The sequence below is a fragment of the Actinomadura sp. KC06 genome, assembly GCF_004348735.1.
GTDB lineage: Bacteria > Actinomycetota > Actinomycetes > Streptosporangiales > Streptosporangiaceae > Spirillospora.
The window spans coordinates 16,775-39,081 of the sequence record NZ_SMKT01000088.1 but is presented as its reverse complement, the minus strand read 5'-3'; the positions used below and the strand labels follow the sequence as shown (position 1 = coordinate 39,081).

Annotated in this window: 18 protein-coding genes and 1 pseudogene; 8 read left to right on the top strand and 11 right to left on the bottom strand. The window is 72.0% G+C overall.

Features of this window, described 5'->3' with window-relative positions:
- From E1287_RS25970 to E1287_RS25950, 5 genes are all read right to left on the bottom strand, one after another.
- Window positions 1-753 (bottom strand): sporulation protein (locus E1287_RS25970; protein ID WP_131967673.1); only part of this gene is annotated, 753 nt, incomplete at its 3' end.
- 186 nt (window positions 754-939) lie between these two features.
- Complete coding sequence (locus E1287_RS25965; protein ID WP_131967672.1) at window positions 940-2,301, bottom strand: pitrilysin family protein; 1,362 nt, start codon at window positions 2,299-2,301, stop codon at window positions 940-942.
- The gene (locus E1287_RS25960) at window positions 2,298-3,554 is read right to left on the bottom strand and encodes a pitrilysin family protein (RefSeq protein WP_131967671.1); all 1,257 of its coding nucleotides are present in this window, start codon (window positions 3,552-3,554) and stop codon (window positions 2,298-2,300) included. Before E1287_RS25960 ends, E1287_RS25965 begins: the two co-directional genes overlap by 4 nt.
- A gap of 228 nt (window positions 3,555-3,782) precedes the next feature.
- Window positions 3,783-4,136: an STAS domain-containing protein gene (locus E1287_RS25955; RefSeq protein ID WP_131967670.1), complete on the bottom strand. Its 354-nt coding sequence runs from the start codon at window positions 4,134-4,136 to the stop codon at window positions 3,783-3,785.
- Between the two features lie 83 nt (window positions 4,137-4,219).
- Window positions 4,220-4,837, bottom strand: coding sequence for an ATP-binding protein (locus tag E1287_RS25950; protein WP_131967669.1), 618 nt, complete (start codon window positions 4,835-4,837; stop codon window positions 4,220-4,222).
- Window positions 4,838-5,064: 227 nt separating this feature from the next.
- On the opposite strand from E1287_RS25950, the gene E1287_RS25945 reads away from it, so the two are divergent.
- Window positions 5,065-5,931 (top strand): helix-turn-helix transcriptional regulator, encoded by an 867-nt coding sequence (locus E1287_RS25945; protein WP_243719433.1) that lies wholly within the window; start codon window positions 5,065-5,067, stop codon window positions 5,929-5,931.
- Window positions 5,931-6,182 (top strand): DUF397 domain-containing protein, encoded by a 252-nt coding sequence (locus tag E1287_RS25940; RefSeq protein WP_131967679.1) that lies wholly within the window; start codon window positions 5,931-5,933, stop codon window positions 6,180-6,182. Before E1287_RS25945 ends, E1287_RS25940 begins: the two co-directional genes overlap by 1 nt.
- A gap of 254 nt (window positions 6,183-6,436) precedes the next feature.
- Here E1287_RS25940 and E1287_RS25935 read toward each other — a convergent pair whose 3' ends face one another.
- Complete coding sequence (locus E1287_RS25935) at window positions 6,437-8,251, bottom strand: serine/threonine-protein kinase (protein WP_243719432.1); 1,815 nt, start codon at window positions 8,249-8,251, stop codon at window positions 6,437-6,439.
- Window positions 8,252-8,402: 151 nt separating this feature from the next.
- Here E1287_RS25935 and E1287_RS25930 point away from each other — a divergent pair, with 151 nt between their 5' ends.
- Window positions 8,403-9,047: a TetR/AcrR family transcriptional regulator gene (locus E1287_RS25930; RefSeq protein ID WP_207934458.1), complete on the top strand. Its 645-nt coding sequence runs from the start codon at window positions 8,403-8,405 to the stop codon at window positions 9,045-9,047.
- Window positions 9,048-9,105: 58 nt separating this feature from the next.
- On the opposite strand, the gene E1287_RS25925 is transcribed toward E1287_RS25930, so the two are convergent.
- Window positions 9,106-9,288: a hypothetical protein gene (locus E1287_RS25925; protein WP_131967668.1), complete on the bottom strand. Its 183-nt coding sequence runs from the start codon at window positions 9,286-9,288 to the stop codon at window positions 9,106-9,108.
- Between the two features lie 226 nt (window positions 9,289-9,514).
- On the opposite strand from E1287_RS25925, the gene E1287_RS44890 reads away from it, so the two are divergent.
- A complete protein-coding gene (locus E1287_RS44890) occupies window positions 9,515-10,000 on the top strand; it encodes a hypothetical protein (protein WP_207934457.1) in 486 nt (161 codons plus the stop codon).
- A gap of 138 nt (window positions 10,001-10,138) precedes the next feature.
- Entirely contained in the window at window positions 10,139-13,510 is a 3,372-nt protein-coding gene (locus E1287_RS25915) for a pyruvate carboxylase (RefSeq protein ID WP_131967667.1), read from the top strand.
- Window positions 13,511-13,668: 158 nt separating this feature from the next.
- Here E1287_RS25915 and E1287_RS25910 read toward each other — a convergent pair whose 3' ends face one another.
- Window positions 13,669-14,352, bottom strand: a complete 684-nt coding sequence (locus tag E1287_RS25910; RefSeq protein WP_131967666.1) for a TetR family transcriptional regulator — start codon at window positions 14,350-14,352, stop codon at window positions 13,669-13,671.
- Window positions 14,353-14,556: 204 nt separating this feature from the next.
- Between E1287_RS25910 and E1287_RS25905 the strand changes: the two are divergent.
- From E1287_RS25905 to E1287_RS25895, 3 genes and pseudogenes are all read left to right on the top strand, one after another.
- A pseudogene (locus E1287_RS25905) lies at window positions 14,557-15,459 on the top strand (RNA polymerase sigma factor); the annotation flags it as partial.
- 119 nt (window positions 15,460-15,578) lie between these two features.
- Window positions 15,579-16,928, top strand: a complete 1,350-nt coding sequence (locus E1287_RS25900; RefSeq protein WP_131967665.1) for a serine hydrolase domain-containing protein — start codon at window positions 15,579-15,581, stop codon at window positions 16,926-16,928.
- Between the two features lie 78 nt (window positions 16,929-17,006).
- On the top strand, window positions 17,007-19,568 hold the full coding sequence (locus E1287_RS25895; protein WP_131967664.1) for a DUF6493 family protein: 2,562 nt from the start codon (window positions 17,007-17,009) through the stop codon (window positions 19,566-19,568).
- A 4-nt stretch (window positions 19,569-19,572) separates the two neighbouring features.
- Here E1287_RS25895 and E1287_RS25890 read toward each other — a convergent pair whose 3' ends face one another.
- The 3 genes from E1287_RS25890 to E1287_RS25880 all read right to left on the bottom strand — a co-directional run bounded on the left by E1287_RS25890 (window position 19,573) and on the right by E1287_RS25880 (window position 22,282).
- The gene (locus E1287_RS25890) at window positions 19,573-20,514 is read right to left on the bottom strand and encodes a threonine/serine dehydratase (protein WP_131967663.1); all 942 of its coding nucleotides are present in this window, start codon (window positions 20,512-20,514) and stop codon (window positions 19,573-19,575) included.
- A gap of 69 nt (window positions 20,515-20,583) precedes the next feature.
- The gene (locus E1287_RS25885) at window positions 20,584-21,855 is read right to left on the bottom strand and encodes an RNA polymerase sigma factor (protein ID WP_347813984.1); all 1,272 of its coding nucleotides are present in this window, start codon (window positions 21,853-21,855) and stop codon (window positions 20,584-20,586) included.
- A 73-nt stretch (window positions 21,856-21,928) separates the two neighbouring features.
- Window positions 21,929-22,282 carry a YciI family protein gene (locus E1287_RS25880; protein WP_131967662.1) on the bottom strand — a complete coding sequence of 118 codons (354 nt, stop codon included), beginning with the start codon at window positions 22,280-22,282 and terminating at the stop codon, window positions 21,929-21,931.
- Window positions 22,283-22,307: the final 25 nt, after the last annotated feature.

Genomic DNA, 22,307 nt, shown 5'->3' with positions numbered 1-22,307 from the left:
CGCCTGTGGCAGTGCGGCCGCGGCCTCCAGCCATTGGTTGATCTTGGTGTTCCAGTCGGTCTCGGCGGCCTCGGCGTGCGGGACCTGGAACACGCCGAACGACTGGTCGGACGGCGGCTCGCGGTCTTCGGCGCGCAGGACGAAGGCCATGCTGCGGGGGCTGGCGACGAAGCTCAGCCCGACCTTGCCGATCCGGCCCTGGAACGAGGACGGCGGGTTGAGGTGGATCTCCTGGTGGAACGGGAGCTGCTGGGAGACGCCCCGCAGCTTGGACTCCTCGAACGTGACGTTCGTGATCTGGAATCCGAGCCGGGCGATCGCGGCGAGCACCCACTGCTGCGATTCCAGCGGCTCCACGGAGATCGGGTCGACGTCGCCGGGGTCGGGCTGGCCCTTCGCGTCGACCTCGGTGCACATCCCGATCGTGAAACCGGGCAGCTCGTGGCCGAGGACGGTGGTGAACGGCAGCTCGTACGGCAGCGGGATGGAGAACGCCAGGTCGCGCTGCTGTGCGGCGTCCAGCCGGAAACCGCGCGTGAGGGCGCCCCGGTACACCTCGGGGCCCGCCGTCTCGCCGCCGTACCCGTTCTGCATGCGCGGCATCAGCGCCAGCGTCACGTGCCGGATCTCCACGGGCCCGGCTCCGCCGCGCAGGTGCACCTTGCCCGCCACGACGCCGCCGGGTTTGCAGTTCGGCTCCGACAGGATCGTGTCGACGGACGGTCCGCCGCCCGCCATCTGCCCGTAGGACACCGGCCGTTCCCCTCTTCAGACCGCGAGGACGATCCCCGCGCAAGTCAGCCCGCGCGTGCCCGGTATGAGTCCGACCGGACCCGGCCAACGCATATGAGACCTAGTCCACCATGCCATTGGTTCACGCCGGAAAGCGGATCACCGACCCTTTTTCGTCTGCCGGGTTCCGGGATCGGGCGATGCGGCCTACTCCTTGGCGGTGACCGTGACGGGGGCGTAGCCGAGCTTCTCCAGGGGTTCGCGGATCTGGGCGGCGTCGCCGACGGCGATGACGGTCAGGGCCTCGGGGTCGATGTGCTTGCGGTAGGCGCGGGCGACGCCGTCCGGGGTGGACGCGCGGACGGCGGCCAGGTAGGCGCTGGGGTAGTCGGCGCCCAGGCCGTTGGCGGACACGTCGGCGAGTTCGGCGGCGACGGAGCGGGCCGTCTCGTACTCGGCGGGCGCACGGTCGGCCAGCGCGCGGACGGACGCGCCGTGCTCCTCGGCGTCGATGCCGCGGGACAGGATGCCGCGCAGCTCCGTCAGCGCGTCCGTGACGGCGTCGGCGGTGACCTCGGTGTGGACGGCGCCCTGGGCGATGAACAGGCCGCAGTGCCGGATCCGCAGCAGGCCGGCGCGCATGCCGTAGGTGTAGCCCTTCTCCTCGCGCAGTACCGCGTTGAGCCGGGACGTCAGCCCGCCGCCGAGCACGTGCGAGGCGACCATCAGGGACGGCCAGTCGTGGTGCGAGCGGTCGGGGACGCCGTGCCCGAAGCTGAGGTACGTCTGCACCGAGCCGGGACGGTCGACGACGACGATCCTGGCGGCCGACTCCGGCATGATCCGGTCGGCGGTGGGCAGCGGCTCGCCGGTGTTGGCCCAGCCTTCCAGAGCGGCTGTGAGGGCCGCGTCGGCGTCCGCCCCTGACAGGTCGCCGGCGACGACCGCCGTGGCCTCAGCGGGGACCACGGAGCCGTAGAAGGCGCGGACGTCGGCGCCCTGGAGCGCGTCGACCGAGGTGCGGCTGCCGCCGGTGGGGCGGGACGCCCTGGCCTCCGCGGGGAACATCACCGCGCGGAGCTCGCGCATGGCGCGGGAACCCGGGTCGGCGTCCTCCTGCGCGATCTCCTCCAGGCGCTCGCGGACGAGGCGGCGGACGTCGGAGTCGTCCAGCGCGGGGCGGCGCACCACCGAGGAGAACAGCTCCAGGGCCGGGCCGAGCCGCGTGACCGGGACGTCGAGCGCGATCCGCAGCGCGGTCAGGTCGGCGGAGGCGAACAGGCTGGCGCCGAGCCGTTCGAAGGCGGCGGTCAGCGCGGTGCCGCCGCCGGGCTCCGTGCCCTCCATCAGCGCGCGCGCCGCGAGCGTCGCGACGCCGTCGAGGTGGCCGGGCTCGCGGCCCGCGCCCGCGTGCAGGACGAGCCGGACCGCGGCGAGGCGGCGCCCTGGCAGGTCGCAGCGGAGCGTGCCGGGCCCGGCCGGGACGCGGCCCGCGTCGGCGGCCGGGAACGCCCACGCCGGAACGGGCCCCGGGACGGGGCGGGGCTGCAGTTCCAGGCCGCTGGTCATGAGGCGCCTCCGTAGGTCAGGGCGGTGCGGCCGCCGGGCGCGAGCCAGCGGCCCGCCATCTCCTTGATCGCGTCCCCGGTGACGGCGGCGGCGCGGCCGGGGGCGGTGAAGACCCGGGCCGGGTCGTCGAACTGCGTGGCGTTCTGCGAGAGCGCGTTGGCGAGGCCGGTGACGGTCTCGGTCTGCTCCAGGAACCCGCGCTCGGCCTGGGCGGTGGCGCGGGCGGCCTCGTCGGCGTCGGGGCCGTCGGCGGCGAACCGTTCGAGCTCCTCGTCCAGCACGGCGGCGATCTTGTCGGGCTCGGGGCCGATCGCGTCGACGATGGCCAGGGACTGGCCGGACGCCAGCCGGGTCACCCCCGCCCACACCTCGGTGGCGATCTCGTCGCGCCGCACCATCCGGTCGTAGAGGCGCGAGCCGGAGCCGCCGCCGAGGATCTCGACCGCGAGCTCGGCGGCCTCGACGTCGTCGCCGCCGTCGGTGGGCAGCGTGAACATCGCGAAGTAGGCGGGGGACGGGACGTCCTCGTCCAGCGTCTCCTCGCGGACGCCGGTCAGCGGCCCGAGCTCGCCGGGCCGCGCCGGGGGCTTCTCCGGGCCCGCCGGGAGCCCGCCGAAGTAGCGCTCCACCGCGGCGATGGTCTGCTCGGGGTCGACGTCGCCGACGACGGACAGGACGGCGTTGCCCGGCGCGTACCAGGTGGCGAAGAAGTCGGCGCAGTCTTCGAGGGTGGTGGCGTCGAGGTCTTCCATCGAGCCGATCGGCGTGTGCGCGTAGGGGTGCCCGGCGGGGAAGGTCAGCGCGCACAGCCGCTCGAACGCCGTCCCGTAGGGCTGGTTGTCGTAGCGCTGGCGGCGCTCGTTCTTCACCACGTCGCGCTGGTTGTCGAGGTTGGCCTGGGTGAGCGCGGCGGGCAGCGTGCCCATCCGGTCGGCCTCCAGCCAGAGCGCGAGGTCGAGATGGCTGACCGGCACCGTCTCGTAGTAGTTCGTGCGCTCGAACGAGGTACTGGCGTTGAACGCCGCGCCCGCGCTCTCCAGCAGTGCCGCGTGCTCGCCCTCCGCGACGTTCGCCGAGCCCTGGAACATCAGGTGCTCGAAGAGGTGGGCGAGGCCCGTCCGGCCGGCGCGTTCGTGCCGCGAACCCACCCCGTACCAGATGTTCACGGCGGCCAGTGGTACGACGTGGTCTTCGCAGACCACCACGCGCAGGCCATTGCCGAGCGTGTGCTCATGCAGCGGCTGTTCTGCCACGGAGCGCTCCCGTCCGTTCGATGGGTCGGCTGGCGGACAGCACCGCGCGCGTCGGAGGGACGTGCCCAGGCGGCGGGCTTGATCTCGGTCTCACCGTACCGGGTACTCGCGACGACGGGCGCGTCCCCCGGAACTGTGGATAACCGGCGGGAACGAAGTCGCCCAAGAGGGGGCGTATACCGGCATAAGCATGGGGGAGCGGGGAGGCGGGAGGCGGCAAGGGAGCGATCAGGACGTCGCGGACTCGTGGGCCGCGATGGCGTCCTCGAGGGAGCGGTGCAGGACGAAGATCTTGGTGAGCTGGGTGACGTGGAAGACGCGGCGTACCCGGTCGTTGACGCCCATGAACGACATCGAGCCGTCGCGCGCGCGGAGCCGGTGGTAGATGCCGACCAGTACACCGAGGCCCGTGGAGTCCAGGAAGGTGACCTCGCCGAGGTCGATGACCAGGTGCGCGCCGCCGTTGTCGATGATGCCGAGCAGGGCCTCCCGCAGCCGGGGGCTGGTGAAGACGTCGATCTCGCCGCTGATCTTCACGACCGTCAGGCCCTTTTCGACGCGATGCTCGACGGCGAAGTCCACCGGTGCTCCTCTCTGCCGGTCGTTTCTCGGGGACCGAGTGGGAACTCCTTTGTTACCCCTGTGACGCGGCTATTACGCGCAGCTCATGGGGAACGGAACAGAGCCCACACGACCTTTCCTTGCGGAAGAGCGCGCCATCCCCAGCGGTCGCTGAACGACTCCACGAGATGCAGCCCCCGTCCCGTCTCGGCGATGTAGTCGGGCTCCCTGCGGCGCGGCGCCGCACGGCTCGCGTCCATGATTCCGCAGAGCAGCCACGGCTGTTCGAGGCTGAGCCGCAGCCTGATCGCGGACGGCGCGGAGCCCAGCGGATCGGCCGGGTCGTCGTACACGCCCTCGCGGTGCACGTCGTCGCCCGACCGGCCGCGGGACGTCCCGCCGCTGTGCCGCAGTGCGTTGGTGACGAGTTCCGAGACGACGAGCCCGACGTCGTCGGCCAGTTCGGGCACGCCCCACTCGATGAGGCGTGACACGGCGAAATGCCGGGCCGCGGTGACCGACTCCGGGTCGGGCCTGACGGTGAACGAGACCGTCGAGTCCTTCAGTTCGGTCAGGGCGGTGACGGCCGTGTCCAGGCTTTGGGGCAGGTCGGACGACTCCGGGACGGGAGTCGACGGCGCGGCATGGCCGTGCGGATCGGCCGGTCCGCAGAGCGGACCGAACCCCCACCGCGTGTCGTCGTGCGCGTGGCGTGACGTCATTCCAACCGGACCCCGCAAAGTGATCTTGTTGTGCAGCCGTGGCTTGGAAGTCTCGTGCGTTATCCTGCGCATCGTAGCGTGCGAATGCAAGGCCCAATGCACGTGCATCTGCGTCGTGAGGGTGTGGGGCGGCGCGGACCGCACGCAAGTGATCGGAGGTAACCGCAGGACACAGAGGCCAGTGGCACACTAGGTTCGCTGTCCGCCGAATAGCCGGGAGGTTGGGCGTGACTCCAGAGACGCCGGGAAGCGGGTCGACGGTCCGCCGGATCCTGCTCGGGTCACAGCTTCGCCGTCTGCGCGAGCAGAAGGGCGTGACCCGTCAGGACGCCGGCTACGTCATCCGTGCGTCGGAGTCGAAGATCAGCCGCCTTGAGCTCGGACGAGTCAGCTTCAAAGAACGTGACGTGGACGACCTGCTCTCACTGTACGGCGTCAGCGACAAGACAGAACGCGAAGCGCTGCTGCAGTTGGCGCGGGAGGCCAACACCCCCGGTTGGTGGCACCGGTACAACGACGTGTTGCCCGGCTGGTTCCAGACCTATGTGGGTCTGGAGGAGTCGGCGGCGCTGATCCGCACGTATGAACTGCAGTTCGTCCCGGGACTGCTGCAGTCGGAGGGGTATGCGCGAGCGGTGATCCGCCTGGGCAACGCCGGTGCCGCGGAACATGAGATCGAACAGCGCGTGGAACTGCGCATGCAACGGCAGGAACGCCTCACGGGCCCGGAAGCTCCGCGCCTGTGGGCGGTGGTGGACGAAGGGGCGCTGAAACGTCCCATCGGAGGCCCGGAGGTGATGAGGGGCCAGTTCGAACACCTCATCGAGATGTCCAAACTGCCCAACGTCACCATCCAGATCATGCCGTTCAGGTTCGGAGGCCACGCGGCCGAGGGAGGCGCGTTCACGATCCTGCGCTTTCCCGAGCAGGACCTGCCGGACGTGGTTTACGTCGAGAACCTCACCGGCGCGATGTACCTGGACAAGCGCGACGACGTCGACACCTATCTGCAGGCGATGGAACGCCTGTGCGTCGACAGTGCGACCCCGGAACGCACCGTCGAGCTTCTCGGTGATTTTCTCAGAGAGACATGATGCTCCAAACCGATTACGACAACGGGATGCCGGCCACGGACCTGCAAGGGGCCCGGTGGCTGAAGTCCCGTCGAAGCAACTCCCAGGGGAACTGCGTCGAGATCGCTGAGCTGCCCGGAGGGCAGGTGGCGATGCGCAACTCTCGTCATCCCGAGGGCCCGGCCCTCATATACACCCGCCCCGAGATCGAAGCGCTCATCCTTGGTGCAAAGGACGGCGACTTCGACCATCTCATCGCCTCCCGTAACTGACACGTCGGAACCCGCCGAACGGCCGCCGCCCGAGCACGCTACAGAGGGACGATCCCTCACCTAGGGCGAGCGCCCTGGCGGTCAGTTGAAACGCGACGGGTCGGCTCCGGGGAACCGAGCGTCGACCCGTCCGCCCAACCGAGACACGTCTGCCCAACCGAGACACGTCCGCCTACAGAGCAGAGGCCACCCCGGCGCGAGGGTGGCCTTTACTGTTCCCTCGGGGGTGGTTCAGCCGGGGCGAGGCCGGTGGTTCAGCCGCAGTTGCCGTAGGGGGCGGTGCGGCCGTTGCCGCCGAACCGGACGCAGGTCTCAGGCGCCTTCACGTACACCGGCCCCGCGTACCACGCGAACGAGCCGCTGTCGGCGATCGTGCTGCCGCCCTGCTTCTGGATCCAGACCGACACCGGGGATTTCGTCCCCACATTGCGGGTCTTGATCGTGACGGCGCAGTTGTAGGTGGAACTGTTGTAAAGCAGGTAGGCGGTGCCACCGGAAACGCTCAGCGAGCGCTGGATGTAGTAGCCCCCGCCATGGCCGCCGCTGTTGCACACCTGCTGCGGGGTGTACTTGTTAGCCGGTTCCCTGGGCGGCGTTCCTCCGCCGCCTCCGCCGCCCTTCGACGGTGTGGAACCTCCGTCTGGCGGTGCGCCGGGCTTCTGGGACGAGTTCGGGTCCGCCGGGTTCCGGTTCCCGTTCGGCTGCCCTGGCTTCTTGTTGCCCGGGTTGCCGGCGTCGCCGCTGGGGCCAGTCGCGTTGCCGGGGTCGCCTTGGGCGCCCTGGTCGTCGTTGGACGCGGCGGTCTGCTGCTCCTTGCCCTCGCCGGCACCCGAGTTGGTAGCGGCCCAGACGGCGCCGCCCGCGAGGATGGCCGCCACTGCTGCGGCCGCCGCGATGGGAAGCAGACGGCCGCGCTTCCTGCCTCCTGACCCATGAGCGTTGGACGGGCCAGGAGGGAACGGTGGCGCCATGCCAGGCGCGCCCTGCGGGTGCCCCGCGGGTTCGTAGGGCGGAGGCTGCGGGGCCGTCCTGTGCCTTGGAGCGGACGGGTCCGTGACGTGATCGGGCGGGAGGACCGCCCCGGCCATCGCGTTTGGACTGGCGTGCGGGTCCGTCGAACCCGGTGCCGACCCGACCGGCGTGCCCGGCGGCTGGGGTGTCGGGAGGTCGGCCGGGAGGCCGGGGAACGCGGGCAGCGGCTGGACGGGCGACGCGCCCGGCGACGTCCCGGTGGACGCCCCCACCAGCCGTTCCTGGGCCTCGCGGGCGGTGGGGCGGTGCGCGGGCTCCTTGGCCAGGCAGGCGGAGACCAGATCGCGCATTGGGCCGGACAGCTCGCCGAGCTCCGGCTCGCCGGTCAGGATCCGGTGCATGACCGTGGCCATCTCGTCGTTGCCGAACGCGGGACGTCCCGTGGCGGCGAACACCATGGTCGTGCCCCAGGCGAACATGTCGGACGCCGTGCTGACCTCTCCGCCGGTGAAATGCTCGGGCGCCATGTAGGCGGGCGTGCCGACGTTCTGCGTCTCCCCGGCGGCGCCCAGGGCGCGCGCCACGCCGAAGTCGATGACGCGGGGGCCGTCTGGGCCCATCACCACGTTGTGCGGCTTGAAGTCGCGGTGCACGATCCCGGCCTGGTGGATCGCGGTGAGCGCGGTCAGGGTGCTGACGGCGAGCCGCTCCAGGGCGCCGCCGGTGCGGGGCCCTTCCGTGCGCACCACGTGGTGCAGGGTCACTCCGGGGACGTATTCGCTGACGATGTAGGGCTGGTCGCCCGCCACGTCGGCGTCGAGGACCTGCGCGGTACAGAACCGCGCCACGCGCTTGGCGACTTCCAGTTCGCGGACGAAGCGCGCGCGGGCGGAGTCGTCCCCGGCGAGACCGCCGTGGAGCAGCTTGATGGCGACGTGGTCCGTGGCGGGAAGGGAGCCGCTCTCACCGGCCCGCCTGCCCAGGAACACCGAGCCCTGACCGCCCTCGCCCAGGCGGCCCAGGATCTCGTACCCGCCCAGCTCGGTCGGGTCGCCCGACCGCAGTGGAAGGGCGTCCGGCATCGTCCTGTCCGTCACACCACTCGCTCCCCGTCGCTTTCGGCTCGTCGGCAGACTCGCACCAGCCTATGGCCAGAAGATGGTAGGTGCTCCGCAAAGGTGTTGATCTAGCGCGGTGGCATGGCAGAGCTAAGTGGACTACAGTCCGAATGAGAGGGAGGGGAACGCGATGGACCGTGGTCCGGCCGGCGGGAGACGCGTCGACCTGGAGCTGATGCGGACGCCGCCGCCCAAGGAGCGGGCGGACGCCGCGCGGAACCGCGCCAAGGTGCTCGAAGCCGCCGCCGCGCTCTTCGCCCGGCACGGCGTCGAGTCGGTCACGATGGACGCGGTCGCCGCAGCCGCCGGAGTCGGCAAGGGAACCCTCTTCCGCAGGTTCGGCGACAAGGCGGGCCTGGCCGTCGCCCTCCTCGACGAACGCGAACGTGACCTGCAGGACGCGATCCTGTCCGGCCCGGCTCCGCTCGGCCCGGGTGGTGGGGACGCGGCCGTCCAGCCGTCCGAACGGCTGCATGCCTTTGCAGACGCCTACCTCGACTACGTCCTGGCCCATCTGTCCCTGGTCCGCATGTCGGAAACGGCTTCGCCGGGAGCGCGCTACCGCATCGGCGCCTACGGCTTCTGGCATCGGCACCTGACGATCCTGCTCGACCAAACCGTCCCCGATGGGGAGGCCCAGGCGCACGCGCTGCTGGCCGTCCTCGGAGCGGAACACCTCACGGCGATGGTGGAGACCGTGGGTCCGGGACGCGCGCGCGCCGCCGTCCACGCACTCTTCAACGCGGCGGGTCCTCAAGAAGCCGCGCCCGCATAGCGGCCCGTAAAACGCCAAGGCCCCTGCGGCATGCGCAGGGGCCAGGAGAAACGCGGGGTCAGGCCGGGTCGGGGCTGTGGCGTTCGGCGCCGTGCTCCGCCCGGCCGTTGACGTTGCCCGGCGGTCCCTCCGGGGCGTGACCGCGTTCCAGCCGCGCGGCGACGACGAGCGCTCGCAGCGATGTGGTCTTCACGTAGTCGCGCTGCGAGGTGTCGCGTGTTCTGGGAATGCTGCTCGGCACGGTTCACCTCCATGGGGCGTGGACTGGGGTGCTACCCGGTTCGCCGGATTTCGCACGGTAGTTGCAACCGCAAGATCTTTACGGCTATTCCGAGTGATCGTTCCGTTTTGGCCGCGTCCTGATCCGGCCAGGCCCGTCCTCGCTTTGTCGGCGTCTCCGCCGCCACCTAGCCTGTGGCTCGATTCGACGGATCAGTGCGCGACATGCCCGCCCAAGGAGCTCCCTGGTGAAGACGGCCTATTTCGACGAGCTGGCAGGACGGCTGCGCGACAGCGGCGTCCCGGAGGACGAGGTCACCGGGACCGTCGACGACCTCGCCGCCTACCTCGCCGAGTCCGGGGCCGACCCGGACGACGAGTTCGGCCCGCCCGAGGAGTTCGCCGCCCGGCTCGTCTCGGCCGAGGGCTGGGAGCCGGGCGGAAGCCGACGGGACTACGGGTACTTCAAGCGTCCGAAGGCGGCCGGGCTCGGCGTGGACGCTGCCCTGCGGGTGCCGCCCGGGATGCCGGCCAGGCGCCTCTTCTGGAGCAGGCGCCTCTACGTCTTCATCTCCTGCTACTTCGGCTTCTGGATCGCCGTCTGCGTCGGCTGGGTCGCGTTCGCGCCCGCGGAGTCCCGGACGCGTTTCCTCATCGGCTCCCTGGTGGGGCTCGTCACGGCGGCGATCGTGGCGGGCGTCACCATCTGGCGAGGCGCCCGCCGCAGTGAATGACGTGCATTTTTCCCGCCAGGCGTGATCTATCACTTTGTTCCCAACTCTCGTCCGGGCCTGGTGGCTGTCCCGGCCGCTCAACTGGGTAGGTATCCGAAGATTCCGACGCCCCCGCGCCGCCGTCTCCTGGAGAACCACGTGATCACGAAGCTGCTCGTCGCCAACCGTGGCGAGATCGCCGTCCGCGCCTTCCGCGCGGCCTACGAACTCGGCATCGCCAGCGTCGCCGTCTACGCGCACGAGGACCGGCTGTCCCTGCACCGGCAGAAGGCGGACGAGGCGTACGAGATCGGCGAGCACGGCCATCCCGTCCGCGCCTACCTGGACGTCGACGGCATCGTGGAGACCGCGCTGCGGGTCGGCGCCGACGCCGTCTACCCCGGCTACGGGTTCCTGTCGGAGAGCCCGGAGCTGGCGGAGGCGTGCGAGCGCAACGGGATCAAGTTCGTCGGCCCGCCGTCGTCCGTGCTGAGCCTCGCGGGCAACAAGATCGAGGCGGTAGCGGCGGCGCGGCGCGCGGGCCTGCCGGTGCTCCGCTCCACGACGCCCGAGCCAGGACGGGAGCTGGCGGCGGCCGACGAGGTCGGGTTCCCGCTGTTCGTGAAGGCCGCGGCCGGCGGCGGCGGGCGGGGCCTGCGCCGCGTCGACCACCGCGAGGACCTCGAGGCCGCCGTCGACACCGCGCGCCGCGAGGCGCAGAGCGCGTTCGGCGACCCGACCGTGTTCCTGGAGCAGGCGGTGGACCGGCCGCGCCACATCGAGGTGCAGATCCTCGCGGACGGCGCCGGGCACATCGTCCACCTGCGGGAACGCGACTGCTCGGTGCAGCGCCGCCACCAGAAGGTCGTGGAGATCGCGCCCGCGCCGAACCTGGACGCGGAGGTGGCCCGGCGGCTCTGCGAGGACGCGGTCCGGTTCGCCCGCGAGATCGGCTACGAGAACGCGGGCACCGTGGAGTTCCTCGTGGACGACCGCGGCGAACACGTCTTCATCGAGATGAACCCGCGCATCCAGGTCGAGCACACCGTGACCGAGGAGGTCACCGGCGTCGACCTCGTGCAGAGCCAGCTGCGCATCGCGGGCGGTGAGACGCTCGCCGACCTCGGCGTCGCGCAGGACGAGGTGGCGGTGAGCGGGTTCGCCGTCCAGTGCCGCATCACGACGGAGGACCCCGCGAACGGCTTCCGTCCCGACACGGGCAAGATCTCGGCGTACCGGTCGCCGGGCGGCGCTGGCGTCCGGCTGGACACGGGCACCGCGTACGGCGGCGCGATCATCTCCCCGCACTTCGACTCGCTGCTGGTCAAGCTGACCTGCCGCGGCAGGACGTTCGAGGAGGCGGTGCGCAGGGCGCGCCGGGCCGTCGCGGAGTTCCGCATCCGCGGCGTGGCGTCGAACATCCCGTTCCTGCAGGCACTGCTGGACGAGCCCGACTTCCGCGCGGGCGGCGTGACGACGTCCTATATCGGCGACCATCCCGAGCTGCTCACGGCCCGGTCGAGCGGCGACCGTGCGACACGGCTCGTCCGGTACCTGGCGGACGTGACCGTCAACAAGCCGCACGGTGAAGCGCCGACCAACCTGGACCCGGCGACGAAACTGCCGCCGCTCGCCATGGACGGTCCCTTCCCCCAGGGCTCGCGTGACCGGCTCCTGTCGCTCGGCGCGCGCGCGTTCGCGGAGCAGCTTCGCTCCCAGAGCAACTTGGCCGTCACCGACACCACGTTCCGGGACGCGCATCAGTCGCTCCTCGCCACCCGAGTACGCACGTACGACCTGCTCGCAGCGGCGCCCTACCTGGCCCGTATGACGCCGCAGCTTCTCTCCATCGAGGCGTGGGGCGGCGCGACGTACGACGTCGCACTCCGCTTCCTAGGCGAGTCGCCCTGGGACAGGCTGGCCGCGATCCGTGAAGCCGCCCCGAACCTGTGCATCCAGATGCTTCTGCGTGGGCGCAACACCGTCGGATACACCCCATACCCCGACTCGGTCGCGCGTGCCTTCGTCAAGGAGGCGGCCAGTACGGGCGTCGACATCTTCCGTGTGTTCGACGCACTGAACGACGTGGAACGCATGCGTCCGGCCATCGACGCCGTCCTGCAAACGCATGCGCTCGTCGAAGGGACGCTCTGCTACACCGGCGACCTGTCGTCCCCGGACGAGCGGCTCTACACCCTCGACTACTACCTGCGCCTTGCAGAGGAACTTGTCGAAGCGGGCGTCCACATCCTGTGCATCAAGGACATGGCCGGGCTGCTCCGCGCCCCCGCCGCCCGTACTCTGGTCGGGGCTCTCCGTGAGCGGTTCGACCTGCCCGTCCACCTGCACACCCACGACACGGCAGGCGGCCAGATCGGTACCTACATCGCGGCCATCGAGGCCGGTGTCGACGCCGTCGACGGAGCCGCCGCGCCGCTCTCGGGCACCACGAGCCAGCCGCCCCTCCAGGCGATCGTCGCCGCGACCGATTCCACTGACCACGCCACCGGAATCGACCTGGACGCGCTCACCGTCATGGAGCCGTACTGGGAGGCCGTCCGGAAGCTGTACGCGCCGTTCGAGATGGGCCTGCCGTCGCCGACCGGCCGCGTCTACCAGCACGAGATCCCGGGCGGGCAGCTGTCCAACCTGCGGCAGCAGGCCGTCGCGCTCGGCCTCGGCGACCGGTTCGAGGAGATCGAGCGCCTGTACGCGGCCGCCGACGCGATCCTCGGACGGCTCGTGAAGGTCACCCCGTCCAGCAAGGTCGTCGGCGACCTGGCCCTGCACCTGGTCGCGGCAGGCGCCGACCCCGACGACTTCGCGGAGAACCCGGAGCGCTACGACATCCCCGACAGCGTCATCGGTTTCCTGAACGGCGAACTGGGCGACCCGCCCGGCGGGTGGCCCGAGCCGTTCCGCACCAAGGCCCTCGCAGGACGCCAGTACACGCCCGCCCGTGCCGAACTCGACGGCGCAGAAGAGAAGGCCCTGGACGGACCCCAGGTACGCGACACCCTTGACCGCCTTCTCTTCCCCGGCCCAGCGAAGGAGTATCGCGAAGCCCGCGCGGCCTACGGAGATCTGTCCGTCCTGCCCACGGGCCCGTTCCTCTATGGGCTCCGCACAGGGCACGAGGTCGCGTTCGACCTCGAACCCGGCGTGCGCGTCCTCGCCGGCCTTGAGGCGGTGGGCGCCATCGACGAGGCGGGCGTCCGGCAGGTCATCTGCACGGTGAACGGCCAGCTCCGGACGCTCTCCGTCCGCGACAAGTCAGTCGTGTCGGACGCGCCGCCGGTCGAGCGCGCCGACCCGTCCGAGCCCGGCCACGTCGCCGCCCCGTTCGACGGCTCGGTGACCCTCCGCGTGTCCAAGGGCGACGAGATCGCCGCCGGGGACGTCGTCGCCACCATCGAGGCGATGAAGATGGAGGCCGCCATCACGGCCCCCACCGCGGGCACGGTGGCCCGCCTGGCCGTCCCCGAAGCCACCCAAGTCCAGGCAGGAGACCTCCTCCTAGTCATCACCTGAGCCCGCAGGACACCCCGACTCGGACGAGTCACGCCCCACACCCTTGGACGAAACCTCAGTCGAGGCCACGGGTCGTGCGGCCGGAGGCGCCCAGCGCCGGAGGTCGCACGACCCGTCGAGCCGGGCGACCGCAGCGGCACGGTCACGGACCCGCACGGTCACGGAGAACCCGCACCGTGGCGTGAGGATCGACCGGCTCGCGACGGGGGTTCCAGGGGGTCGCCCCCCTGGGCGTAATCGCCGAAGGACGGTTCCAGGAGGTCGAAGGCGAGGCGGGCGGTCGCGGTGACGGCGGCGGCGATCTCGTCGTCGGTCTCGCCGTTCAGCGTGCGGCGGAGGGTCTCGTCGAACAGGACGCGGTGGACGCCCGCGAGCTGGGCGGCGGCGAGGCGGGGGAGCGGGTCGTCCGGGGCCGCGCCGGTGTCCTCGGCGAGGACGGCGGCGAGGGCGTCCTCGCGCTCCTCGTGGAACTCGCGGAGCCGGGCCACCAGCGCGGGGCTGCCGGTGATCATGCGGGCGAAGCCGGCGCCGGAGAAGCCGATCACGGGGTCGCGCCGCTCCACGGCGTGCAGGAACCCGCGGCGCAGCGCGGCCAGCGCGGACTCGCCGGGCGCGCGGTCGGCGACCGTGCGGGCGAGCCGCTGGACGAAGGCCTCGTGCAGGTCGAGCGCGAGGTCCTCCTTGCGCGGGAAGTAGTTGGTGACCGTCATCTTGGCCACCTGCGCCGCCGCGGCGACGTCGGCGATCGTCACCCGGTCGAAGCCGTGCCGCAGGAAGAGGCGCGTCGCCTCGTGCGAGATGTTCTCCCTCGTCTGCTGCTTCTTCATCTCCCGGAGTCCCATGCCGCCATCATCTCATATGTGACCCAAGTTTGTCGTTGACATATTTATAGGTCTGTCCTAAGTTTAGGTCGCAAGGCTATCGGGTACCGAGAACGGGTGACCCGTTCCCTCCCGGCCGGACGAACAAAGGACACCGCCCTGAACGCCACCGAAGCGCGCCGCGCGGCCCCCCGTGGGATCCCGCGCGCGACCGTGAACCTCGTCGACCCGATGAAGGACTACCTCTCGCGCATCGGCCGCACCGCGCTGCTCACCGCCGAGCAGGAGGTCGACCTGGCCAAACGCATCGAGGCCGGCCTGTTCGCCCGCGAACGGCTCGAGACCCTCGGCGACGACCTCAGCCTTCAGGACCGCGCCGACCTGGAGTGGATCGCCGCCGACGGGCGACGCGCCAAGGAGCACATGGTCGAGGCGAACCTCCGCCTCGTCGTGTCGCTCGCCAAGCGCTACATGGGCCACGGCCTGCCGCTCAACGACCTCGTCCAGGAAGGGAATCTCGGGCTGATCCGCGCCGTGGAGAAGTTCGAGTACCGCCGCGGCCTGAAGTTCTCCACCTACGCGGTGTGGTGGATCAAGCAGGCGATCAGCCGCGCGCTGGCCGACCAGAGCCGGACGATCCGCATCCCCGTGCACGTCGTCGAGGTGCTGAACCGGATGACGCGCGTCCGGCGACGGATGATGCAGGACCTCGGCCGGGAGCCGACCTCGCAGGAGCTGGCCGTCGAGCTGGACATCACGCCGGAGAAGGTGGAATGGCTGCGCCGGCAGGCCCGCGAGCCGCTGTCGCTGCACACTCCGCTCGGCGAGGACGGCGACGGCGAGCTCGGCGACGTCATCGAGGACCCGGACGGCGGCGACCCCGCCGACGTCGTCGCGACCTCCATGCTGCGCGGACGCCTCGACGCCGTCCTGGAGACGCTCACCGAACGGGAGGCGGGCGTGATCTCGATGCGGTTCGGGCTGTCCGGCGGGGAACCGAAGACTCTCGAAGAGGTCGGCAAGGTCTACGGGGTGACGCGCGAGAGGATCCGGCAGATCGAGTCCAAGGGGATGCACAAGCTGCGTCACCCGTCCCGGCGCGAGACCCTCGCCGACCTGCTGAGCTGACCCGGGCCCGGACGGGGCACTCCGCGGGAGGAGCCGAGTTCCTTCCGTAGTCGGATGACACCGCCGATGATCTCCACGAGACTCTCTCTGGACGTGCTGGACGACTGGAGATGAGGGCGATGGCGAAGCGGTTCGGACGGCGGGGGCGGCTCGCGGGCACCGCCGCGGCGTGGGGCGCCGCGGCCGGTGTCACGGTGGCGCTCACGGCGACGCTGGTCCACGCCGTGTCGGCCGCCGGACCGGAGACCGTCCCGGCCGCCCGCGCGGCCGCCGGCGCCGCCACGGGGCTTCCCCCGACCGCGCCGTCCGATCCCGCGAAGCTGCGCGCCACCCTCGACGCCACGCACGAGGCGGGCATGATCGGGCTGTTCTCGGCGGTCCGGGACGGGCGCACCACGTGGGACGGCGCGTCCGGTGTCGCCGACGCCGAGACCGGACGCCCCGTCACGCCGGGCATGCATCATCGGGCCGGAAGCATCACCAAGACGCTCGTCGCTACGGCGATCCTGCAGCAGGTCGAGAAGGGGCGTGTCGAGCTCGACGTACCGGTCGGCCAGTACCTGCCCGAGGTGTTCCCCGGACGGCCTGGGAAGCAGGTCACCGTCCGGATGCTTCTCAACCACACCAGCGGCATCGGCGACTACATCGCTCAGGCGTTCCCGTCGCTGACGGAAGGTTCTCCCAAGAGCCTGGACGAGAACCGCCTACGGAGGCTTTCCCCGGAGCAGCTCATCAAGTGGGGCATGCAGGCACCGCGCACCGGTGAGCCGGGCGAACGCTGGTCCTACTCCAACACCAACTACGTCATCGCCGGACGGCTCCTGGAGAAGGTCACCGGGACGAAGGCGGAGAAGTACATCGCCAGGCACGTCATCGGCAAGGCGGGGTTGAAGCACACGTACTTCCCGTCCGGCCCGCACATCGACGGGCCGCACTCGCGGATGTACGAGTCGCTCTTCCAGTACGTGAAACCACCCCGCGACTACAGCACGTTCAACATGAGCTGGGCGTGGACGGCGGGCGCACTGGTCTCCACCACGGACGACCTCAACCGCTTCTACCGCAAGCTCCTCACCGGCGGCCTCATCGGCGAGACCGCGCTGGCGGAGATGCAGCGCACCGTCCCGGCGAAGGACGCGGACGGCAACGTCCTGCTGAACTACGGCCTCGGGCTCTACTCCACCGAGCTGCCGTGCGGGACGTTCTGGGGCCACGACGGCACCGTCTTTGGCGCCGGTACCCAGTCGCTGTCGTCCGCGGGCGGAGCGCGCCAGATCACCTTCGCGCTCAACCTCTCGCATTACCAGAAGCTCGACTCCAACGGCGTTCCCGTCCCGCACCCGATCGACAGTGCGCTGAGCGCGCACATGGTGGAGGCGCTGTGCGGGAGCGGCCGCGAGATCCGGTCCAGCGGGCCGGAGCGGCCCGTCCGGCCGCTGCCCTTGCAGTCCCTCCGCACCCTCGGCTGATCCACGCCGACTTCCGCGCGCTGACTCCGGCGTTGACCTGGCGCCAAACTGTCGGTGGCGGGCCTTAGTGTCCCGGGCATGCCGAGCCCAACGCACTTACCAGTCCTGGACGGCGACCGCGCGTGGGAGACGATCGCCGCCCTCATCGACGAGCGGAAGCCCGACGCGGTCGCCGACGCGGTCCGCGATCTCGACGCCGCCGGACGCCGCGCGGTCGCCAGGGCGCTGCCCGGCCACCTCCGGCTCCTGCGGGCGCGGCGCGAGCCGTGGGAGGGCATCGACGACTACGCGCCCGCCTTCCGCGCCGCGGGCGCGGGCACGCTGACCGGCGCGTCCGCGGTCGCGACCTGGCTCAACCGGCGCGAGTTCAACACCCGCTGGTTCGGCGACCACGACGACACCGCCCTGCTCCTCGACCTCTGGGCCGACCGCGACGACGCGTGGCTCGCCGACCTCGCGCGGCGCCTCACGCTCCGGCTGCGCGGCCCGCGCCACATCGGGCTCGACCTCGTGCTGGCGCTGCTGACCGAGACGGGCATCGAGCCGCCCGAGCACGATCCGCTCGTCGTGGGCTGGGTGTCGTCCGCGCCGCCCCGCCCGAAGGATCCGCTGCTGCCGTTCCTGCTGCCGCGCGTCTTCGAGGCCGACGGCGTCGGACGGCGGCTGCGCGACAACCCGTCCTGGCCGCGGACCCTCGCCACGCTGGCCGACCGCGGCGTCGTCGGGCGGCGGATGCTCCTGGACGGCTGCGTCCGCCGTTTCCTGCGCGGCGGGACGGCCAACGACCTGCGCTTCTTCGTCCGGCTGCACGGCCTGCTCATGCCGGACGACCCGGCCGCCAGGGAACGCGAGATCCGCGAGCACGCGCTCGACTACGTGCGGCTGCTCCCGGCCGCGCCGGGCCCGGTCGCCGACGTCGCGCTCGGCCTGCTCAGGGAGGTTCCCGGGCTGCCGTCCGAGCAGGTGGTGGAGGCGCTGGACGGGGTGCTGTTCCGCGCCGAGTCCGGGCTGGTGAAGTCGGGGCTGTCGTGGCTGGAGCAGACCGTCCAGCGGCGGCCGGGGCTCGCCGGCGACTGCGCCGCCGCCCTCGCCCAGGCGTTCGCGCACACGTCGTACAGCGTGCAGCAGCGCGCCGTCCGCGTCGCGCTCAAGCTCCCCGCGGCGGCCGACGGGACGCCGATCACCGGCGCCGTCCCCCTGCTCCCGCCGGATCTCGGCGCCGAGGCCGCCGCCCGCTTCGGCGGCGACGTCGCCCGGCCCGAGCCCGCTGACGAGCCGCCCCCGCTCATCGCACCCGTCACCCCTGCCCCTGGCCCGCTTCCGCCGCCCATCACGACGGCCGCCGAACTGGCGGCGGGCATCCACGACGCGGAACTCGACTGGGCCGGGATCGAACGGATGCTGGCCGCGTTCGCCGAGCTCACCTGGCGGGACGCGGAGGGCGTCCGGGCCGCGCTCGCGCCCGTCGTCCAGCGGGAGAACTTCTACCCCCGGCTGGACGACGCGCCCCGCTGGACGTGGGCCGACCATTGGCTGCTGGCGGCCGCGCGCCGCCTGACCCGCACGGTGCCGCTGCCGCCCGACTGGCGGCAGCGGGTCCCGTCGCCAGGGCAGGTCATCGGCCCGCATCTGCTCTACCTGAGCCGGTGCGCGGAGATCGTCGCCGCCGTCGAGCACGATGCTCTGCCGCCGCTGCTGCTCGCCACCCCCACCGAGCCGACCGGGCACTTGGATCCGGCGACGTTCGTGGACCGCCTGGAAGTCCTCCAGGACGCCGGCGCCGATCCCGGGCCCGCCGACCTCCAGCAGGCCCTGCTGCGGCTGCCGCGCGACCTCGGCCCGGAGGCCGCCCGCCGCGCCGCCGCGCTGAGCTCGCCCGCGGGCCGGACCGCCGCACGATGGCTCGCCGCGGGCGGGCTGCCCGTGCCCGTCGTCTCGATGCGGCCGTTCGCGGGCGGTGCGCCGGAGGCCGTGATCAGCGCGCCGCCGACCGGGCTCCCGCTGGTCGACGCCGTGTTCACGGCCCCGCCCAGGAACATCGGCTGGGAGCACGGCTGGTACAAGCCGACCTGGCCGCGGCTGCTGCCGTCCCATCCGGAGGTCGCCGCCGCGCATGTCCTGCCGCACCTCGGGCCCACCAGGTACCCGTTCGGCACCGGGATGTCGGTGGGGGCGTTCGTCGAGGTGACCCGCGGGGACGGGCCGTTCGCGGAGGCCGTGGGGCACTTCCTGGCACGCGAGCTCGTCCAGCGCAGGCACGATCAGGCGGACGGGGCGCTGCTCACCATGGCCGCCCGCGGCGACCTGCCCGCCGCCGAGCTCGGGCGCCACATCGGACGCCTCGCGCTCGACGGCGAGATCCAGCCGGTCAGGATCATCGAGGCCCTCGAACGGGCGGCCGAGGCCGGCGCATACGCGCAGATCTGGGACGTCATCGCCGCCGCGCTGCCCGTCCTGTGCCCGGAGCCGGGCGAGCGTCCCGTGCACGGGCTCAAGCGGCTGATCGCGCTCGGGCGCAGGACCGCGCGCTGGTCGGGGGCGCGCGGCGCCATCCCCGAGGTCGAGGTGCTCGCGGCCCGGAAGGGCTCGTCCGACCTCGTCCGCGAGGCCCGCGCCCTCGCCGCCCAGCTGCAGGCGTAGCGCGTCAGACCAGGTCGGACGGGTCGGTGTTGGCCCCGCAGAGGACGACCATGACCCGCTCGTCCGGCGCCGGCCGGTAGGCGCCCGACCGGAGCGCGGCCACCGCGGTGGCGGCGCCGTGCTCGACGGCCAGACGGTACTCGTCCCAGACGAACCGGCGCGCCTCGATGATCGCCTCGTCGGTGACGAGAAGAGACCGCACCCCGGTCCGGGACGCGACGGAGAACGCGATCTCACCGAGCCGGGTGGCGCCGAGCGAGTCGGCGGCGACGCCGGAGACGTCCACGTCGACGGGGCGTCCGGCGTGCAGGGCCCGTTCGAGGGTCGGGATGCGCTCGGGCTCGACGCCGACGACGCGGGCGCGGCCTTCGAGGGCGGCGGCGACGCCCGCCATCAGCCCTCCGCCGCCGACCGCCAGCAGGACCGTGTCGATCTCCCCGCCGGTCTGCTCCAGGATCTCCGTCCCGAGCGTGCCCTGCCCGGCGCAGACTTCAGGGAGGTCGTAGGCGTGGCAGAACAGCGCCCCGGTGTCGGCGGCGCGTTTGGTGGCGGCGTCCTGCGCCTCGGCGTACCGGGTGCCGATCTGGACGACGGCGGCGCCGAGCGCCCGCAGCCGGGCGACCTTCACCGGGGGCGCGGTCTCCGGCACGTACACCTCGGCCGGGACGCCCGCCTGCGACGCCGCGTACGCGAACGCCAGACCCGCGTTGCCTCCGGAGGCCGCGACGACCCCGGCGTCCGGCAGGCGCCCTTCGTCCCGCGCGGCGAGGATGTGGTTGAACGCGCCGCGCGCCTTGAACGACCCGGTGTGCTGGGTCAGCTCCAGCTTCAGCCACATGCGCGCGGCGGGCGCGAGCGGCGCCGGGTCCACCGCGAGCACGGGCGTGCGGCGGACGTGGCCGTCCACCCGGGCGGCGGCGGCCTGGACGTCTGAGCGATCGATCACCGGGGTTCCTCTCCGAGCATCGGCATTCCCCTAAGTAGCAAACACCGTTTGGCGCATGTTCCCAGACGGCTACCCGGGGCTGTCGCCGAGAGAGGCGGCGCGGTTCAGGAGGACCTTGCGTTCGGGCTCGTTGCGGGTCATCGCCGCGGCGCGCTCGAACTCCGTCCGGGCCTCGCCGGCGCGGCCGAGCCGGGCGAGCAGGTCGCCGCGGACGCTCGGCAGCAGGTGGTAGCCGCGCAGGGACGGCTCGTCCAGCAGCGCGTCCGCGATCGCGAGACCCCGCTCCGGCCCGTGCGCCATGCCGACCGCGACCGCCCGGTTCAGCTCCACGACGGGGGACGGGGCGACGCTCGCGAGGATCTCGTACAGCGACGCGATCTGCGCCCAGTCGGTGTCCTCGGCTGCGGCGGCCTGCGCGTGGGACGCTGCGATCGCCGCCTGCAGAACGTACGGCCCTGGCGGCTCGCCGATGGCCTTGGCGCGGAGCAGGGCGGCGAAGCCGCGGTGGATGAGGAGGCGGTCCCAGAGGCCGCGGTCCTGGTCGGCGAGCGGGACGGGTTCGCCGGACGGGCCGGTGCGCGCCCTGGTGCGGGACGCCTGGATCTCCATCAGCGCGACGAGCCCGTGCACCTCGGGCTCGCCGGGCGCCAGCTCGGCGAGACCCCGGCCGAGGCGCAGCGCCTCCTGGCAAAGGTCGGCCCGCACCCAGTCGTCGCCCGCCGTGGCCGTGTACCCCTCGTTGAAGATCAGGTAGATGACCTCCAGGACGGACGACAGCCGCGCGGCCCGGTCCGGCCCCTCGGGGACCTCGAACGGGACGCCCGCGTCCGACAGCGTCCGCTTCGCCCGGACGATCCGCTGCGCGACGGTCGGCTCGGACGTGAGGAACGCCCGCGCGATCTCCTCGGTGGTCAGGCCGCCGAGCATGCGCAGCGTCAGCGCGACCCTGGCCTGCGTGGACAGGACGGGATGGCAGGCGGTGAAGACGAGGCGGAGCACGTCGTCCTCGATGTGCTCGTCGTCCGGGACGTCGAGCTCCGGCGGCGCCTGCGTCTCCAGGTCGCGGCCGATCTCCTCCAGCTTGTGCTCAAGCCGCTGCAGGCGGCGGATCCGGTCGATGGCGCGGCGCTTCGCGACGGCCATGAGCCAGGCGCCCGGGTTGTCCGGGACGCCTGACTCCGGCCACTGCTCGAGCGCGGCGACCAGCGCGTCCTGCGCGAGTTCCTCGGCGAGCCCGATGTCGTGCACCATCCGGGCGAGGCCGGCGATGATGCGGGCGGCCTCCAGCCGCCACACCGCGTCGACGCTCGCGTGCACGCGGCCCCTGTCCGCAGTCGTCACGCTGCCGATGAGAGCACCCGCACCGGCCGCCGCGCAAGCTCAGCGGCTGCTCACCGGCCGCCGGGCTGCCGGGTCACTCGCCGGGGAAGGGGTCTCCGGGGCCGAAGACCTGCTTGATGACGCCCTCGCCGTCCCCGACGATCGAGTAGAACCGCCGGGACAGCTCGATCGCCTCCTCGCGGGTGCGCACCTCGACCAGCGCGAACCCGACGACGGACTCCTTGGCCTCGGCGAACGGGCCGTCGGTGACGGTGACCTTGCCGCCGGACGAGGCGATCCGGGTGCCGTGCGGCTCGAGCCCGCCGGTCGCCAGCAGCACCCCGGCCTTGGACGTCTCCTCGATGAACTTGCCCATCTCGGCCATCATCGCCTCGTCCGGCGGGGCGTCGGCCGAGTTGTCGTCCGTGGTCATCAGCAAGAACCGCATCGCAGTCTCCTCTGTCTCGTGGCGG

What these genes read in the sequence shown, in the direction of transcription:
- E1287_RS25900 (WP_131967665.1), top strand. Translation starts at nt 15,579, where the DNA reads ATGGCGAAGCGGTTCGGACGGCGGGGGCGGCTCGCGGGCACCGCCGCG.
- E1287_RS25965 (WP_131967672.1), bottom strand. Translation starts at nt 2,301, where the DNA reads ATGACCAGCGGCCTGGAACTGCAGCCCCGCCCCGTCCCGGGGCCCGTT.
- E1287_RS25930 (WP_207934458.1), top strand. Translation starts at nt 8,403, where the DNA reads ATGGACCGTGGTCCGGCCGGCGGGAGACGCGTCGACCTGGAGCTGATG.
- E1287_RS25880 (WP_131967662.1), bottom strand. Translation starts at nt 22,282, where the DNA reads ATGCGGTTCTTGCTGATGACCACGGACGACAACTCGGCCGACGCCCCG.
- E1287_RS25895 (WP_131967664.1), top strand. Translation starts at nt 17,007, where the DNA reads ATGCCGAGCCCAACGCACTTACCAGTCCTGGACGGCGACCGCGCGTGG.
- E1287_RS25910 (WP_131967666.1), bottom strand. Translation starts at nt 14,352, where the DNA reads ATGGGACTCCGGGAGATGAAGAAGCAGCAGACGAGGGAGAACATCTCG.
- E1287_RS25950 (WP_131967669.1), bottom strand. Translation starts at nt 4,837, where the DNA reads ATGACGTCACGCCACGCGCACGACGACACGCGGTGGGGGTTCGGTCCG.
- E1287_RS25940 (WP_131967679.1), top strand. Translation starts at nt 5,931, where the DNA reads ATGCTCCAAACCGATTACGACAACGGGATGCCGGCCACGGACCTGCAA.